Here is a 17,186-nt window from a genome sequence, read left to right on the forward strand (position 1 = left end):
TTGGATGTTCGAATCTCAATGGAATGGTTGACGAAATCGACTCGACGAAGGGAGGCTGGAACCGTTAAGCTAATCGTGCCCCCCTCTGCTGCATTTCGGAGAACGTTCCCGGTTTACCGAATAGGTACCCTTGGAATAGCTGATAGCCTCGCTGCCTAAGCCATTCAAGCTCTTCCCGGGTTTCGATGCCCTCCGCCAAAGGTACTGAGCCGAGCTGCAAAGCTTTCTCCAAGAATGTACTCGCAACCCGTTGTTTCCGGCTGTCTTCGGACACGCCTCTTACGTACTTCATATCCAGTTTCATGAAATGCGGACGCAGATCCGCGAGCATTTCGATCGTGCTGTACCCTTCCCCGACATCGTCCAACGCGTAAGCGAAGCCCTTCTCTCGGTAATAAGCCAATACCCGTTTCAAATGCTCTACGTCTTCCACCCATTCCGTCTCTACCACCTCGAAGACGAAACGATCGGGAGATATGCCCAATTGATTGGCCAGATCGACAGTCGATTTCAGGCAAAATTCCGGAGAATAGATAGAGGTTGGGATAAAATTTATAAATACCTTCCATGCCGGATCCATATCCGCAGTCATACGTAAGGCGGCCAGCCTGCACATTCTGTCCAGCGCATATAATCTTCCTCTAGTCTTAGCCGCCGCGAATGCCTCCGCCGGAGATACACGGGTACCATCCTCGCGCCAAAATCTGGCCAGACATTCATAGCCGTACGTTTTCCCCTTCAAATCCACGATAGGCTGGAAGTCGAATCGAACGGCCTCTTCCGCGATGACGCCGTCGATCCATTTCGCATCAAACACCGCTTCGGCAGACGACAACGGCAGCCAATCCTCGCCGCTCGTCCGAAAGAGGATTTCGATTCCGTTCAAGTGATCCGTACAGAAATCGACGAAACCTCTCATGAGGGATTCATTCATCATAAGATGGCCGTGTTCCGATACTTTGATTTCTGCTGCTCTTTCGTTACAGGGCTTAAAGATCGCAAGCAGTCGATGCAAATGCTCCGGTTCTTCGATCTTCACCTCAAATTCCAGCTTATTCACTATGCAGCCTCGGCACGGCATGGAAATTTCCTCCTGATGTTGCGATTATGTTTAAATGCGGACTCCGTTATAAAATTGTCGTTAGTAATTTAGCCTGCCGCTCCAGCGTTCGGGCAGCGTCACCCATCCCTGCCAGCTCGCCTAACGCTTCATCGGAACGGCGCCGACTTTCCAATACGATCTTTTGAGCTGTCTTCGTTCCATTACCGATCTCGGCCGCCTGTCGCACCATCTCCTCCAGGCTTCTCTGAACGTCCCCCGCCGCAGCTGCTGCTTGATGTGCCAGCTTGCGAATTTCCGCGGCCACAATGCTGAATCCCCGTCCGTATTCACCGGCATGCGCCGCTTCAATGGCCGCGTTCAGCGCGAGCAGATTCGTTTGCGAGGAGACGTCGCGAATGACGCCAATGGTTCGTTTTACATCGCCCGCCATCTCGTCCAGCTTTCGCAGCAGTCCCATGTTCGCATGAAAGGCTTCGGTAGCTTCCCTTATCGATTCGGCCATCCGGTTGCTCCCTTCCATGCCTGAATTGGCGCTTTCCAGCAAGCCCGTAGCCATGTCCCGCAAACTTTCGGCAAGCTTGCTCATTGCTTCCTCTCGTTCCGTAATATCGGTTGCCGCTTTCAGTACGGCTATGACTCTGCCATTATCATCAACTACCGGCATGTAGGTCGCCTCTAGCCAACGGATTCGGTTTCGTTTGGTAACTCTTTGAATTTTCTGCTGAAACGTGCGCCCTTGGCGCAATTGGCTCCAGAACAGCTCGTAATCATCGCTTGCCCGGAACTCCTCCGTGCAGAACTGTCGGTGCATCAATCCCAGCATTTCGCCGGCTTCGTACTCCATCGCGCACGCGAAGCGTTCGTTGACCCCTATCACCTTGCCATCCGTATCGAATTCAATCATGGCTAACGAACTTTCAAGAGCCGAAAGGATGGCCTCGCGATTTAATACGTGAGCGGAGACTTCCCTAGTCATGGTCGAAAAGCTCATATGGTACCCCTTCTCATGTATAATTCATGTATAGATTTTGTATAACTTATAGACGAATATACACGATTCGAGTCCAACCTACAACCATTTTTTAAAATTATCGACTTGTTATTTAGACCTAGATGAAATAATGTATAATTTATGTATAACTAAATTCGAGGTGGACAAGACGTGTACAGCATGAAAAAAGCTTCAGAAATGCTCGGCATACCTGCGGTTACGCTGCGAGCGTGGGAGACTCGGTATGGTGTCGTCGATCCTTCGCGAACCGAAGGGGGGCATCGGTTGTATAGCGAAGCGGATATTAGGCTGTTACGTGCGCTCAAAGAGCGGCTGGACAGCGGGCTCAAAATTGGCGATGCGGTAAGAATGATGAAGATGGAAGCTCCGGCTCAAGCAAAATCGAGCCATGCAGGAGATGTCGGCAAGCCCCATCTTGGAACGCCTGAAGAAATCGCGGACCGGCTTTATGAGAAGCTGATTGCTTTGCAATGGAATTTCGCGCACGAAACCATCGACTCTTTATTGGTCATGTACCACTACGAGCATGTTTTTCATCATGTATTCATTCCGATCCTGTTCCGTCTCGGAGAGGAATGGGAAGCGGGCAGTATTACCGTCGCCCAGGAGCATTTTGCCTCGCAGCTGCTTCTTCAACGAATCATGCAGTTTTTCCGGATGCTTCCGGTCGATCCCCGGCTCCCGAGAGCGATAGCTTTATGCCCGGAAGGCGAGCTGCACCATATCGGTTTATTGCTCTTTGCGCTGTTTCTCCGAAAGAAAGGCATGGATGTCATCTACTTAGGGGCGCATACTCCGCTGGCTACAATCATTCCGTTGATCAAGGAGAATAACATAGAAATTATCGCCGTATCCGTTACCCACTTCCATCATGGCAAGGGAATGGAGAGCTGGATTAAATATTGCCGGACCGAAATGCCGGATCTTACATTCGTGCTCGGAGGCAAAGGGTTTCTTCGAGACGGCGGCCCCCTCGCATCTTATGTATTATCGCCTGATCCGGAGGATTGGGAGGAATGGTTCACCAAGACGATTAGGAATCGAGAGGAAAAATGATGAGAATAACCCTTATCGAAGCTATCAAATTAGTCGAACTCGAAAGAAGAAAGCTATGCTAGATGAAATGGGGAAGTATGCCTAAAGGTGCGTGGGGCAGCCTGCAGCAGACCAAAAAAAGGAGCGAACACTCGCCCCTTTTTCATAAGTAATAAGCGCAATTTCTCATCGAATCGGCTCTGCTCCATGAGATTAATCATTGATGATGTAGCGATGTTTCAGCAGCGTGATTGAATGGGGAGGGAAGACATATCCCCGCTCCGAGTCGTAACGGGCATCTATCTTTGTAACGCGCGCAACCTGATCCTCGATGTCAAAACCGTTAACCGTCTCCCAGGATGGGCAGTTTAACTCAATCGCCTCGAAAATCTGCAAGTTCTCCTGTCCGATATAAGATAGCGTCGCAGTCAATGATCGTTCGGGATGGCGATTGACAACGGCAACGATGACCTCTCCATTCTCATCGTGATAGGTAGCCGATACATCCAGACAGGCACTCTCTGTTTCTTGGCCTTCTCCGTCTAATAACATCATGGATTCGGCTTCGCACGACAGCAGCCAGTTCCCGCAGTGCTCCCGATACATTTGCAGCGGATGATAAATCGTTTGGCAGAACGAACCGTTCTCGTTCGTGAAGATCGGCGCCAGAACGTTCACAAGCTGCGCAAAGGTCGCCATCGTGACCGTATGACTCTGACGTTGGAGGACGTTCAGCATGCTGGCGACGAGCAGCGCTTCCTTCCAGTTGAATATAGCCTCCAGGTCCGCAACGTAATCGTTCGAGCTTTGATGCTGCCAAATTCCCCATTCGTCAAGCGCGATCTGAATTTCTTGTTGTCTTGGCGGGAAGCGATACCAGCGATCGAATGACTCCACCTTGACAGGATAAAGATCAAGAAGCTTCTTGGTGTCGACGATCATGCGCTCCATTCGGACCGCGTGATGAAACAAATTGGCATAGTCGTCGCTCTCCGAGCGCGCATAATAGTGGAGCGATAGATAATCGCATATCGGATGAAGCTCATCCAGAATCGCCTTGTTCCACTCCGGCTTCTCCCCCACCATCACGAGCTTGATCGAACGGTCGGCCAGCTTCATCTGTTTGGCGAACTCCCAAGAGGCTTTAATGTATTCGTTCGGATCATGAAGGAAGCCGATATCAGGGACCGCCGCTTCCTCGTTTCCCAGTCCCCAGTATTTGACGTTATGCGGCTCCTCGAAGCCGTGGCTTCTGCGCAGATTGGCATAGTAAGTGTCGTCCGTTCCGTTGCAATATTCCACCCAATCGGCGGCCTCTTCCGCCGTTCCCGTCGTCATGTTGACGATGATGAAAGGTTCGGCGCCGATTTCCCGGCAATATTGAATGAACTCGTTCGTTCCGAACGCATGGTCGATGACCCCGCCCCATATCCGATTGCTCTGGCGCTTCCGCTCCTTCGCCGCTCCGACGCCGTCCATCCAGTGATACAATTTCACCATGGTACCGCCGGGGAAGCGTAGAATCGGCGGCTTCAGTTCTTTTGCTTTCTTTTGTACGTCTTGACGGAACCCGTGATGATCGGACAACGGGGAACCGGGGTGATAGATGCCTTGATCAATGCACCTTCCGAGAAACTCGATAAACTGTCCGTACATGTTAGGATGAATTGCATTTTGTTTCTTTGTCACATTTACGCTGATACGGGCTTGCATAGGATGAATCCACTCCTTGGTCGCGTTTAAGCGTTGCTATTCTTCCACTCCTCGAATTGTCGTTGATATTCGGCCACGACCTTATCAAGCCCTGCAGCCTTCATCCTCTTGAGCGCATCGGGGAACGCTTCGGCATAATCTACTAATCCGAGCTTGATCGGATAGATGCTCGTCTTAAGCTCGGTCAGACAGTTCGAATATTCTACCCCGACCTTGCTTGCGTCGAAGTTAAAGCCTACCGTGACGCTGTTGATCGCGTTCTCCTCCACCGTCGTCTTGGTTCTTACATAAGTCGGATGCGTTTCCGGAGTCCAGCGGCCCATTTCGATGTTCCCCAGCATCCAGTATTGCAATTGATACGCAGGGGCGTTTTTCTCGTCTTTTTTCAGCAACTCCATCTTGTTCGGCCCATTGTCTTTCCAATGGATATCCTTGATGCCATACATGACCAGGTCGAAGTTCTCCTGCTTGCCGTACAGCCAGTTCAGAAATTGGATAGCCGCCTCGGGATGGTTGCTGGTAGCGGACACGCCGTTGGAATTGCGAACGCCGTAAGACCGGAACTTCGCTTTGTCATTCAGATAGAAGGTGTCTACGGAAGCTCCTTGGATTTTATTCCCCAAGTCTCCGATCAGCGCCTCGGCTTCGCGATAAAGGAATCTGCCGTTCGATTCTTCCTTCGATTCCAACTCTTTCGGGACGGTGAGAATATCCGGGTTGATGAGCTTCCGGGTATAAGCCTCCCGGAAAAACTGTGCGTCTTTCTTGAATTCCTCCGTCTCGATCCACGGTTTCACATTGCCTTGTTGGTCCACATAGATCAAGTCCTGGAACACTGCGAACGGGTACGTATCGTACGCCGAGTGCAGGTAAGCCGGGGTCTCTTCCTTCAGCACTCTAATGTACACGTCCTTGTTGTCTTCGGGCCAATTATTCTTCAACGTCTCCGACATCGAAAGCAATTCCTCCGGCGATGTTGGAGGCTGCAGATTGTTCTGCTTCAGCAGGTCGGTACGAATGGTAATCATCCCGTCGGCATAGGCGGTGTCGGTCCAGAAGTCCGGAACGAAGTACGTCTGTCCTTGAATCTTGGCTGCATCCCAAACCCAGTCGGGAAGCGATTTCTTCAATTCGCTCCCGTGTTCCTCGAGCAAATCGTCAATGGGGATAATCCCGCCGTTGCTTGCAAGAATATTCGGTCCCTTCAGGTCGTGCATAATATGGATCAATTCGAACTCTTCGCCTGTCGACATCATTAGGTTCGTCTTCTGATCCCATACATCCCATGGGATATAGATAGCTTCATACTTCAGGTTAAGTCCATCCTGCTCCAGCTGTTTATTGATGGCCTCCTCCACCATAGCCTGATCCTGCGGCGCCGAACCGGGCATGACATAACGAACGGGCAACTTCTCTCCGCCGGCGCCGCTATTGGCGCTGGCCGCAGATGAAGGATCCGTGTTTCCCCCGGAAGAATTGCCCTCGTTCCTTGAATTTGAGCATGCCGCAAGCGCGGACGTCACGAGCACGGCTCCAAGCAGCAGCGTCAGCGGACGTTTGAAACGAAATAGCTTTTCGATCATGCGAGACCCTCTCCTTTAATCGTTTTTTGAAGCACATGCCCATAATAGGGCCGCACCCGAAAGCACGTAAACTTCGAAATCAGGAGATTGCTTCGATTTCCGGGCTTTTGCCGGCTATGATTCGCGGCGCGATTTCAATTATTCGGGATTCTCGCTTTCCTCTTCAGGCGATTTCAACCGGCTGGCAAGCGCTTCCGAACGGTACTGGGCCGGCGATATGCCATACTTTTTTTTGAAAATGGTGTAGAAGTAAGTGGTGTTAAAGATGCCGATCCGTTCGCTGATCGTATTGGCCGAGTCGTCCGTCTCCAGCAACAGATCCTTCGCCTTTTCCAACCTTGTGTTTTTCAAGTAATCATTGAAGGACAATCCGCTATGCGCCTTGAACAGCTTGCCAAGATGGCCCGGCGTCAATTGAACCCGATCGGCGATGAAATCCAGCGACAGATCCGGCCTCGAATAATTCTGTTCGATATACGCTTTGATTTCTTCGATAATCTCTCCCTGTCTGCCTTTCGAGCCGGCTTTGATTGCCTCGGACATAGTCATACAAATCCTCGTCAATTCAGAGAGAACTTCCTCCAATGTCTCGTAAAGCGTCAAGCTTGTAGCCAATTCCATTAACCCGTTAGCTTCGCTCTTACAGGCGGGTACAACGACGAAATTCCTGTACATCGTTATAACCAATTGATTGAGGCAGACCAACGCCTGGTCGTAGGGAAGCTCGGATACATAGACCGCCAATGCATCAATTTCTTTCACGGCGACGTCGTCGCGGGAAGCCAGAATCGATTCTACCAAAACCTTCTCGATCGAGGATGGGTAGCGGATCCCCGATGCCGGTTCTTCGTCTTCCCCGCCGTAGAAGATTCTGCCTGCCCCGGCAAAGAACCTGTTTAGCAGCGCCTCCTTGCCCTTCTCATAGGAATCCCGAATTTCGATGTCCGTATTTACGATGGGACCGATGCCGATGGATACCGTTATTTTGAAGTACTCCTCGACATGGCGCTGAACCTCCTGCAGCCTGGCCTGCAGCTCGCTCGGCATAATCGGAGAATCAAGCTTTCCGAGTATGCCTATCTCGTCTGCAGCGACAACGATAGCTTCCATTCCCGTCAATTCCTGGCCAATATTACAGACGGCGAATCGTATGAGCGACCGCGATTGCTCCGAGTGGATATGGCTGAATGCGGCGAAGCGATCGATTTTCAGAACGATGGCCAAGAAATGAGGGCCCTTTAACGGCTCTCGGTAACGATTCGCAAGATCGATCTGGCTCCCTTTGAAATAGTTCAGCAGATGGCTCTTCTGCGCGATCTGCAAGGCCGGGCTTATGGAGGAAACTTTATCGGCGATGTCCTGAAACGCTTCGCCGAGCAAAGAATATTCGTTCACCTTCTGGCGCGGTTCGTACCCTTGGACCGCGTACTTAGAATTCAACTTGCGCAGCAGCTTGTCCAGCGGGTCGTACATATTGTTTGTCAGCCAGATTACGGCAGCGACTCCCGCTAAGAACATCGCGAACGCAATGGTCAGCACGATAGAACGGAGTCGCCCGAGATTCGACAGCAAATCTTTGTAACGGTTCACGCTAACGAATGACCAGTTCAGCTCTTCGGACTTGACATAGCTGACCAAATATTTCTCGCGGTCAATATTGACGGTGTAGCTCCCGCTTGTCGATTTCGAAGCTAGCATCCTATTCAGATAGGACTCGCTGGCGACGTTCACGAGCGGAGATTCGCTGTCGCTTTGCATAAGGATGGAGCCGGCATCGTCGGCAATGACGATAAAGTCGGCACGATTGCTCCGGATTTGCTGAACAAGCTGCTGGATGTAGCTTTCGTTGATATTGATGACGATAGCTCCCTTTTTGGGCAAGTAAGAGTTGAAGCCGGGCTTGAGCACGAAGGTGAATACCCGCTCGCTCGTTCCCGTGACCGGATTCTCGAACGTTCTCGGATACAGACTGCTATAGGCCGTTTCAGAGGAACCGGATGCCTGGTCCAGAAGCTCCGCCTCGGCTTGACGGCTCACTCCCTTATTATTGATATAACGTTCCGTGTAGCCATTATAAATGCCAATGAAAGTAAGAAACGGGTAACCTGCCTGCACGTCCGTCAAGGCGCGTACGACGCGATACTCCTGCAAATAATCGATTTCCGGATTAAACATGCCCGTTACGATATCGGGATTGTTGAGCAGATGGTTGCCGACCTCGTACACTTGCTGGTTGACGATGTTCGACACGTAGCTCGTCTGACGGAGCATCGACTGAGAGACGCCGGCAACCTCCTTTACCGAGTTGGCCGAAAAGAACATATAAAGCGCCGCGCAGACTACTCCGATCGAGACGGAGAGCAGCAAAAAATAGCTGAGGAACAGCTTGCGATAGGTTGCATAAAGAAATAGTTTATTTCGGATCCGCATCAAAAACTCCCCCGATATGCGCACAGTACGATTTGTCTCAACATTGTAGCAAGGAAATAGCGCGCTTCATACCTAAATCCCCGGAAATCGAAGTTAATTTAGAAAAACGAAATGTCCAGCACCGGGAAAGTGGTGGGGAAGCCGGAAATCAAAGTTTAAACCGAAAAGACGCTGAGATAGTTTAGGAATAGACCATGTTTCTCATATCGATCCGAAGGAGAGGACTACCCAATGAACTTGAGTCTAATGAAAAGGACATTCCAAGAAATAAGGAAAAACCACATCGCTTACTTACTCGCTTTGCCCGCCGTCATCTATACGTTTATTTTCGGCTACCTGACGCTTCCTTACATCCTGATTTCGTTCCAGAAGTTCAACTACAAGCTAGGCATTTGGAAGTCGCCGTTTATCGGCTTGGATAACTTCGAATTTTTCTTCATGTCGGATCGCGCCTGGCAGGTGACATTCAATACGATTCGTCTGAATTTCCTATTTATTGTCGTCGGCACGGCAGCTGCCCTATTGCTTGCCATATTGTTTAACGAATTAAAGGGACGGCGCTTCTCCAGAATCATGCAATCCACCATCCTGTTTCCCCATTTCCTGTCCTGGGTCATTGTCAGCTATGTCCTTTACAGCTTCTTCGCTTCTAATTACGGATTGCTTAATCAGACTTTGGATTGGCTGGGACTGCCTCAGGAGAACTGGTATTCCGAACCGCGTTATTGGGTATCGATTCTCGTCTCCGTAAACGTGTGGAAAGAAGTCGGCATCTCGCTCGTCATCTATCTGGCGGCTATCGCCGGCATCGACAATTCCTTGTACGAAGCGGCGACCATTGATGGCGCCAACCGCCGCCAGCAGATTCGTTACATCACGCTGCCGCTGCTCATGCCTACCGTGACTATTCTGTCCTTGCTGGCGTTAGGCAAGATCATGTACGGCAGCTTTGACATGATTTACGCGATCATCAAGGATAACGGCTTGCTGTATCCGACAGTCGACGTCATCGATACGTATGTATTCCGTTCTTTGCGAACGATTGGCAATCCTGCTCAGGCAATGGCCGTTGGACTCTATCAGTCCATCGTTGGATTCATTCTTGTATTCGGGGTCAACTTGATCGTGCGCAAAGTCAGTCCGGATAATTCCCTATTTTAAATCGAGAAAGGAGTCTCTATGAGAACCTATAAACCATTCGATGTTTTCAACAAGACGTTTATTTCCATCCTAGCCCTCTTATGTACGCTTCCTTTGCTGCTGGTCCTAATCGTATCGATAACCGATGAGCGCTCTATTCAAAGTCGAGGCTATAGCTTCTTCCCGGATCAGTGGTCATTTGATGCTTACCGCATGCTTTTCTCAGGCAGCTCGCCATTGTTGCAGAGCTACATCGTCTCCATCACCGTCACGGTAGTAGGAACGCTGCTTGCGGTTATGATTACCTCAATGGCCGGTTATACGCTGGCGGCACGCCATGTTCGTTACCGCAATGGCCTAGCCATGTTTTTCTTTGTGACCATGGTATTCAACACGGGATTGGTCCCGTGGTATATGATAAGCACCAAGCTTGGCCTCCAAAACAATATATGGGCGTTAATTATCCCTTCGCTTGTTTTCAATCCGTTCAATCTGTTCCTTGCCCGAAACTATATGAAGCAGATTCCCGAATCGCTGATCGAAGCTGCCAAAATGGACGGCGCGAACGATGCGTTTATCGCCTTCAGGATCTTCTTCCCGCTTAGCCTGCCCGTGCTGGCCACCATCACTCTGTTCTATGGTATTGGCTACTGGAACAATTGGTTTAACGCGATCATGCTCGTCGATACCCCGAATCTGTATCCGTTGCAGTACTTGCTATTCAAGCTCAATTCGGAAATCAGCATGATCCAGCAGATGCAATCCACTACGGCCTCGCTGTCGACGTCGCTGCTTCCGACCGAATCCATCAAGATGGCAACCGCGATCGTCACCATCGGTCCGATCGTCTTGTTCTATCCTTTCCTTCAACGGTACTTCATTAAAGGCTTATTGATCGGGTCGGTTAAGGAATAGCAGGCCCCACAAAGTGACGATCACCTTCGAAGCTTATTCCGAGTACTTTGCTGGGACCCCGATAAACAATCGCCTTCGGCTTTCTGCGCGCGGACTGAACCCCAGGGCTCGCCCCCTTCGCGGCGCCATACAAAGTAAAAAACCGATCCGTGAATTGGATCGGTTTTCTTGCACTTTGTATGGAGCATTGGATGATTGAACTCCCGACCTCATCGCTGCCCAACGATGCGCTCTCCCACGGGAGCGAAAAAAAATTGTCGATATATGAATACGAGGGAGCATGCGAATATGATCACACATACATAAAACTCCATCTGGAAACCGAAGCGGTAAAAAAACGTCCCTACGACGGGACCGATTGTCATCCAAACGTAACGAAAAAAATTATATACACCTGTAGATGTAGCCCGATGATGCGGCAGCTCATTTGCGAGCAGCGTTGTTTGCAAAGGAAGAGATAAACCAAGAAACATGCCAAAGAGAGAAAGGCTAACTGTCAAAATCGGCAAGGAAACCGAAGCAACTACTGCAAATAACAGAATAGTTGCCATATTCAATATGGCCATAGTAATAAGTAATTTTTTCAAATTGAAATACTCTTGAATACGACCGCCCACTAAGCTTCCAATAACAATACACAGGGATATAGGAAGGAACATCAATCCAGTTTGACTAGGACTCAGTTGATAAAGATCGGTAAGGATACTTGGTAGTAAAATCAATAACAAATAGAAGACGGAATATTGGACGGAGCCAAGAACGACAATAGCCAAACCTACCCGATGAGTAAGCACATTGGATAACTGTCGGATACGGAATCGATCAACACCGCTCGCTTTCGTTTTGGTTTCAGGCAAAAATAGTAGCAAAATGAACCATAACACCACCGTGATTCCAAAAAGAGCCCAGAAAATACGATGTATCCCGTAATGCTGTCCGACAAACCCTCCGAATATGGGTCCCAATCCCGGTCCAAGTGCGACAAGCATTTGATAAATGCCCATGGCTCGACCTCGCAGCTTACCCTCAAATAAATCCCCGATTACAGTAATGGCAGCGACTGATCCAACAGCTCCCCCACAAGCTTGTAATGCACGAAATAAGATAAGCATTTGAACGGAGTTAGACATAGCCGCACCTACAGTTGCCAACAAAAAAAACAGAAATCCGATTAACAGAATTTTACGTCGGCCATACTTATCGATTAGCGGTCCATATACGAGTTGCATGATTGCGAAAAAAAGCGGATATATGGATACCGTCAAGTTGATAGCATCCTGCGACGCTTGAAATTGCTGTCCAATCTCAGGCAGCATTGGTGTATAAATAGTCTGAGTGAATGGACCGAAGAAGGCTACGATAGATACTAAATAGACGAGTATTTTTTTTCGCATAAACGATCTGATCCTCCGTAAGATGATGTATGATGTTTTACAAGGCTGATCATACATAATATACTAAAGAAATGTAAGTACGCACTTTTTAGGTTAATACTTACCAGAAGGGAAGTATGGTTATGGGGTCTTACGAGAGCAAGTATGAATTAAACGGGAAGCAGTTTTACTGCCCCATCGAACTTTCGGTTTCTATACTTGCCGGCAGATGGAAATCGACCATTATTTGCGAACTCCTTCAAGGAAAAAAAAGATATGGCGAACTCAAAAAAAATATATTGAACATTAACCATAAAATGCTAGCTGAACAATTACGAGAGTTGGAATCTGCCGGGATCATACAGAGACATGTCTATCCTGTAGTTCCGCCAAAGGTTGAATACGAGCTAACAGCATTAGGGGAAGGCTTACGACCAGCTGTCGAACATCTGAGACAATGGGGTATGTACTTCAAAGCCGATGATGCAGAAGAATCCCAAACCGTTGCTGAGGACGTAAAGGAAGTATTTTGAAAATCATAAGAAGTGGCCGTCTGGAACGATATTTCATGTTCTGGACTGCCACTTTTTTTATATCTCACCGTAGCTATACTTTCCCTTTGGTGAGTATTTACCGAAAAAGTGCGTACTTACTTTTATTTAGTGCGTTATGTATGATTAGTCACGTGGACCACATAAACCGTTTCAAGGAGGCTAACATGGAGGTGAAATATGTTATATGAACTAAGAATCTACTATATTCATCCGGGGAAGATGCAAGAGATCCAAGCAAGGTTTCAAAATCGAACGCTTCAAATCTTTGCAAATCATGGATTGAAAGTTACCGAGTTCTGGGAAGACGCTAATGAAGAGAATAACCGCCTATATTATGTCATGGAGCATTCAGATATGGAGACACGGAATCAAAGCTTTGAGAAGTTCCACAATGATCCGGAATGGTTAGAGCTTAAACGTGTTACGGAGCTTAACGGACCTCTTTTCGAGAAAATCGATATTGTTTTTCTAAAGACGGTCGCATTTTTCAAAAAATAACAAATCCAAAATAAAGGGGAAATCCAAATGAAAACATTAGTCATTGTTACTCATCCAAATATTCACGAATCCCGTATCAATAAGGCGTGGGTCCAAGAATTAGAGCAGCACAGCAACATTACAATCCATCAACTATATCAAGCTTATCCGAACGAAGTCATAGATGTGGCTAGGGAGCAAGCGCTATTGGAAGCGCATGACCGCATCATTTTGCAATACCCGTTTTATTGGTACAACATGCCGCCATTACTGAAAAAATGGTTAGATGCCGTACTGCAATATGGCTGGGCTTATGGTCCGGACGGAGATAAAATGCAAGGCAAAGAGATTGGAATTGCGATTTCAACCTACGGTTCAGAAGAATCTTATCAGCTGGGTGGGGCTAACCGATTTACGATCGAAGAATTGCTCAAGCCGATCGATGCCACTTGTCATTATATCGGTGCTCGATTTATACCGCCGTTTACATTGAGCGATGTTTCAAATGTGACCGATGAGGAGCTCGAGAAAAGCAAAATTAGTTATGTAAGATACATCACATCTGTTCAGACTACTTCTGTGTGACTTTTAGCGGTAGATTCAGACGCCGTTTTCACACCCCACAAAGTGACGATTGCCTTCGAAGCTTATTCCGAGTGCTTTGCGGGGCCCCCGATAAACAATCGCCTTCGGCTCCCTGCGCGCGGGCGAACCCCAATTTAGGGGTTCATCTCCCCCCAGGCAATCCATACGAAAAACGCCATCACGATTTGTGATGGCGTTCTCTTCGTATGGAGCCTAGGGGGATATGACTCGCACATGCTCGGCAATCCGACATGGGATGTCCGAATCCTGAACGAATAGCTGACGAAGCGTACTCGACGAGGACTTTTAGCGGTGGATTCAGACGCCGTGCTCGTCCGCCTTCGGCTCCCTGCGCGCGGGCGAACCCCAATTTAGGGGTTCATCTCCCCCCAGGCAATCCATACGAAAAACGCCATCACGATTTGTGATGGCGTTCTCTTCGTATGGAGCCTAGGGGGATCGAACCCCTGACCTCATCGCTGCCAGCGATGCGCTCTCCCAGCTGAGCTAAGGCCCCGTATAATTGTGGCGACAAGTAAGATCATACCATACACTCTGAAAGATTGTCAATCACTCAGCGCACCATTTTTTATGCGAGTTCAATGGCATGAAAAAGCCCTTCTCCCCTCTGGAAAAAGGGCTTTCGCGACATACGCAAGATCAGCCGAATTTGCCGGTGATGTAGTCTTCCGTTTGTTTGTTGGACGGGTTCGTGAACACTTTGCTCGTAATGTCGGTTTCCACGATCTTGCCGTTGAGGAAGAACGACGTGATATCCGAGATCCGAGCCGCTTGCTGCATGTTATGGGTAACGATGACGATCGTGTACTGCTGCTTCAGCTCGTTAACCAGCTCTTCTACCTTCAGAGTCGCGAGCGGATCGAGCGCGGAAGTCGGTTCGTCCATCAGGACGATCTCGGGCTCGACGGCGAGCACGCGGGCGATGCAGAGACGCTGCTGCTGACCGCCGGACAATCCCAATGCCGAAGAATGCAGGCGATCCTTGACCTCGTTCCAGAGCGCCGCTTGCTTCAGGCTGCGCTCAACGATTTCGTTCAGCTGTGCTTTCTTCTTGATGCCATGGGCTCTTGGGCCGTATGCGATATTGTCGTAGATGCTCATCGGGAACGGGTTTGGCTTCTGGAATACCATACCGACCTTTTTGCGCAGCTCGACGACGTTTACCGATTTGTCATAAATGTTTTCGCCGCCGATTTGGATTTCTCCTTTGATGGAGACGCCCTTCACGAGATCGTTCATACGGTTCAGCGTACGAAGGAACGTCGATTTGCCGCAGCCGGACGGTCCGATCAGCGCCGTAATCTGTTTCTCGGAGATGTTGAGATTGATGTCGTGAAGCGCCTGAAATTCCCCATAAAACAAATCCAGGTTTTTCGCTGCGATTTGCGGAGTGCTCATTTCTATTTTTCCCCCTTCGTTCGGCTTCTTTTCTATAGGCGTTGTGTGGTTAGTTGGTTTGGTTAAAGTCGCTTGCAAGTGGATCCTCCCCTTCGTTGACGAATCGCTATGGCTACGAGAATCGTTTGATCAGTCTGCGGAAGAACCAGCTTGCCGTCAGGTTGATGATCAGGATCAAAATAATGAGCACGGCCGCGGTTCCGAACGCGACGTCCATGGCACCCGTCTCCATCGCCACCATATACAGGTGCAGCGATAGGGTCCGGCTGCCGTCCATGAGGGATTGCGGGATGAGCAAGGTGCCGCCCAGCGTCAGCAGGAATGCCGCCGTCTCCCCGACGACGCGGCCGATCGACAAGATAATGCCCGTAATGATACCTGGCATCGCGGTCGGGAGAATCAAGCCTTTGATCGTCTGCCATTTGGTTGTGCCGAGCGCGAGACTGCCTTCGCGGAGCGAGTCCGGTACGGCTTTGAGCGCCTCTTCGGCCGTACGCACGATCGTCGGCAGAACCATAGTCACGCCGGTAAGCGCCGCGGACAGAATCGACCAGCCACCCGTGACGGGCTCGAGCAAGATAACGAAAAACGCGAAGCCGAACAAACCGAATACGATCGAAGGGATACCCGCGAGCGCTTCCGTCGCGAAACGGATCACCGACGTGATTTTGCCGCGGGATGTGTATTCGTTCAAATAAATGGCTGCCCCGACGCCGATTGGCGTCGCGATGATCATTGTTGTGATGACTAGATACAATGTACCGATAATAGCCGGGAAGATACCGCCTTCCGCGCCCATTTTGCGCGGTTTCGAGGTAAGGAATTCAATATTGATCATCGTAAGACCTTGACTGAGAATATAACCGATGATGAAGATGAGTACGCATACCGTCAGCAAGCCCAATCCGCTCAAACAGGCGAAAGCGATTTTTTGTTTTCTTAGAACGTTCATTTACTTCCTCCCTTTGCGGCGTACCAGCAGCGTCGTGATGGAGTTCAAGATGATAATGAAGACGAACAACACGATGCCTGTCGCGAACAGCGCTTGCTGATGCTCAGGACCTGCGTAACCCATCTCGAGCGCGATGTTGGCGGTCATCGAACGTGCCGGCGCGAACAATCCGGTCCAATCTAATGCAGGAACGAGCGGCGTGTTGCCGATAACCATGATGACGGCCATCGTCTCGCCGAGCGCGCGGCCAACGCCGAGAATGATGGCTGTAATGATGCCCGACTTGGCTGCCGGCACCAGCACTTTGTAAATCGTCTGCCAATGCGATACGCCAAGCGCCAAGGAGCCTTCCTTGTATTCCTTCGGCACCGCCCGCAGGGCATCTAACGAAATATTAATAATGGTCGGTAAGATCATAATGGCCAAAATAATAGCGGCAGTCAGAATCGAATAACCAGTCTGATAATTGGATGGTAAGTACTCCGCGAGCGGCCCTCTCTCCAGACTGGAGATAACGCCGCGAACGGCGAACATTCCGAACAAACCATATACGACGGACGGAATCCCAGCCAGAAGCTCGACGGCGGGAATAATGATCCGGGATATTCGTTGATTGGCAATCTCGACAAGATAAACGGCTACTCCGAGTCCCATCGGCGCACCGATCAGAATAGCCACGAAAGTAACATAGATCGTGCCTACGATCATTGGCCAAATGCCGTACACCTGATTCGTAGGATTCCACACGTTACCGAACAATACATCGGTAATTCCATATTTGAAAAAGATGGGCAGCCCTTCGATGAAAACGAAGACGCCGATCAGCAAAACGCTGAATACTGCCGTAAAGGCGGTTATGAATAACAAGGTTTTTACGATTTTCTCTTCCAGAAGCCGGTTCAAACGTCATCCCCCCAAGACACAACGGTCATTAT

Annotated in this window: 15 protein-coding genes and 1 tRNA gene; 6 read left to right on the forward strand and 10 right to left on the reverse strand. The window is 49.5% G+C overall.

What is annotated here, in order from left to right:
* Positions 1-64: 64 nt before the first annotated feature.
* A complete protein-coding gene (locus NQZ67_RS10325) occupies positions 65-1,060 on the reverse strand; it encodes an EAL domain-containing protein (RefSeq protein ID WP_371825286.1) in 996 nt (331 codons plus the stop codon).
* A 67-nt stretch (positions 1,061-1,127) separates the two neighbouring features.
* Positions 1,128-2,054 carry a methyl-accepting chemotaxis protein gene (locus NQZ67_RS10330; protein ID WP_306812801.1) on the reverse strand — a complete coding sequence of 309 codons (927 nt, stop codon included), beginning with the start codon at positions 2,052-2,054 and terminating at the stop codon, positions 1,128-1,130.
* A 180-nt stretch (positions 2,055-2,234) separates the two neighbouring features.
* Here NQZ67_RS10330 and NQZ67_RS10335 point away from each other — a divergent pair, with 180 nt between their 5' ends.
* Positions 2,235-3,131, forward strand: a complete 897-nt coding sequence (locus NQZ67_RS10335) for a MerR family transcriptional regulator (RefSeq protein ID WP_257445465.1) — start codon at positions 2,235-2,237, stop codon at positions 3,129-3,131.
* Between the two features lie 192 nt (positions 3,132-3,323).
* Here the strand turns inward: NQZ67_RS10335 and NQZ67_RS10340 are convergent, their stop codons facing one another.
* From NQZ67_RS10340 to NQZ67_RS10350, 3 genes are all read right to left on the reverse strand, one after another.
* Positions 3,324-4,823, reverse strand: coding sequence for an alpha-L-arabinofuranosidase C-terminal domain-containing protein (locus tag NQZ67_RS10340; protein ID WP_257445188.1), 1,500 nt, complete (start codon positions 4,821-4,823; stop codon positions 3,324-3,326).
* A gap of 26 nt (positions 4,824-4,849) precedes the next feature.
* Entirely contained in the window at positions 4,850-6,406 is a 1,557-nt protein-coding gene (locus NQZ67_RS10345) for an extracellular solute-binding protein (protein WP_257445190.1), read from the reverse strand.
* A 138-nt stretch (positions 6,407-6,544) separates the two neighbouring features.
* Positions 6,545-8,836, reverse strand: a complete 2,292-nt coding sequence (locus NQZ67_RS10350; protein WP_257445191.1) for a helix-turn-helix domain-containing protein — start codon at positions 8,834-8,836, stop codon at positions 6,545-6,547.
* Positions 8,837-9,067: 231 nt separating this feature from the next.
* On the opposite strand from NQZ67_RS10350, the gene NQZ67_RS10355 reads away from it, so the two are divergent.
* Together NQZ67_RS10355 and NQZ67_RS10360 are read left to right on the forward strand one after the other, a co-directional pair.
* Positions 9,068-9,997, forward strand: a complete 930-nt coding sequence (locus tag NQZ67_RS10355) for an ABC transporter permease (RefSeq protein ID WP_257445192.1) — start codon at positions 9,068-9,070, stop codon at positions 9,995-9,997.
* 18 nt (positions 9,998-10,015) lie between these two features.
* A complete protein-coding gene (locus tag NQZ67_RS10360; protein WP_257445193.1) occupies positions 10,016-10,891 on the forward strand; it encodes a carbohydrate ABC transporter permease in 876 nt (291 codons plus the stop codon).
* Positions 10,892-11,100: 209 nt separating this feature from the next.
* On the opposite strand, the gene NQZ67_RS10365 is transcribed toward NQZ67_RS10360, so the two are convergent.
* A complete protein-coding gene (locus tag NQZ67_RS10365; RefSeq protein WP_257445195.1) occupies positions 11,101-12,285 on the reverse strand; it encodes an MFS transporter in 1,185 nt (394 codons plus the stop codon).
* Positions 12,286-12,407: 122 nt separating this feature from the next.
* On the opposite strand from NQZ67_RS10365, the gene NQZ67_RS10370 reads away from it, so the two are divergent.
* From NQZ67_RS10370 to NQZ67_RS10380, 3 genes are all read left to right on the forward strand, one after another.
* Complete coding sequence (locus NQZ67_RS10370; protein ID WP_257445197.1) at positions 12,408-12,797, forward strand: winged helix-turn-helix transcriptional regulator; 390 nt, start codon at positions 12,408-12,410, stop codon at positions 12,795-12,797.
* 198 nt (positions 12,798-12,995) lie between these two features.
* Positions 12,996-13,316 carry an NIPSNAP family protein gene (locus tag NQZ67_RS10375; RefSeq protein WP_257445199.1) on the forward strand — a complete coding sequence of 107 codons (321 nt, stop codon included), beginning with the start codon at positions 12,996-12,998 and terminating at the stop codon, positions 13,314-13,316.
* Positions 13,317-13,343: 27 nt separating this feature from the next.
* The gene (locus tag NQZ67_RS10380; RefSeq protein WP_257445201.1) at positions 13,344-13,880 is read left to right on the forward strand and encodes an NAD(P)H-dependent oxidoreductase; all 537 of its coding nucleotides are present in this window, start codon (positions 13,344-13,346) and stop codon (positions 13,878-13,880) included.
* Between the two features lie 444 nt (positions 13,881-14,324).
* Here the strand turns inward: NQZ67_RS10380 and NQZ67_RS10385 are convergent.
* The 4 genes from NQZ67_RS10385 to pstC all read right to left on the reverse strand — a co-directional run bounded on the left by NQZ67_RS10385 (position 14,325) and on the right by pstC (position 17,154).
* Positions 14,325-14,397, reverse strand: a tRNA-Ala gene (locus NQZ67_RS10385).
* Positions 14,398-14,540: 143 nt separating this feature from the next.
* Positions 14,541-15,299, reverse strand: coding sequence for a phosphate ABC transporter ATP-binding protein PstB (pstB, locus tag NQZ67_RS10390; protein ID WP_257445203.1), 759 nt, complete (start codon positions 15,297-15,299; stop codon positions 14,541-14,543).
* A gap of 112 nt (positions 15,300-15,411) precedes the next feature.
* Positions 15,412-16,251, reverse strand: a complete 840-nt coding sequence (gene pstA / locus NQZ67_RS10395) for a phosphate ABC transporter permease PstA (RefSeq protein ID WP_257445205.1) — start codon at positions 16,249-16,251, stop codon at positions 15,412-15,414.
* Positions 16,252-17,154 carry a phosphate ABC transporter permease subunit PstC gene (gene pstC, locus NQZ67_RS10400; protein ID WP_257445206.1) on the reverse strand — a complete coding sequence of 301 codons (903 nt, stop codon included), beginning with the start codon at positions 17,152-17,154 and terminating at the stop codon, positions 16,252-16,254.
* Positions 17,155-17,186 lie beyond the last annotated feature (32 nt).

It is taken from the genome of Paenibacillus soyae (genome assembly GCF_024623455.1).
Lineage (GTDB): Bacteria > Bacillota > Bacilli > Paenibacillales > Paenibacillaceae > Pristimantibacillus > Pristimantibacillus soyae.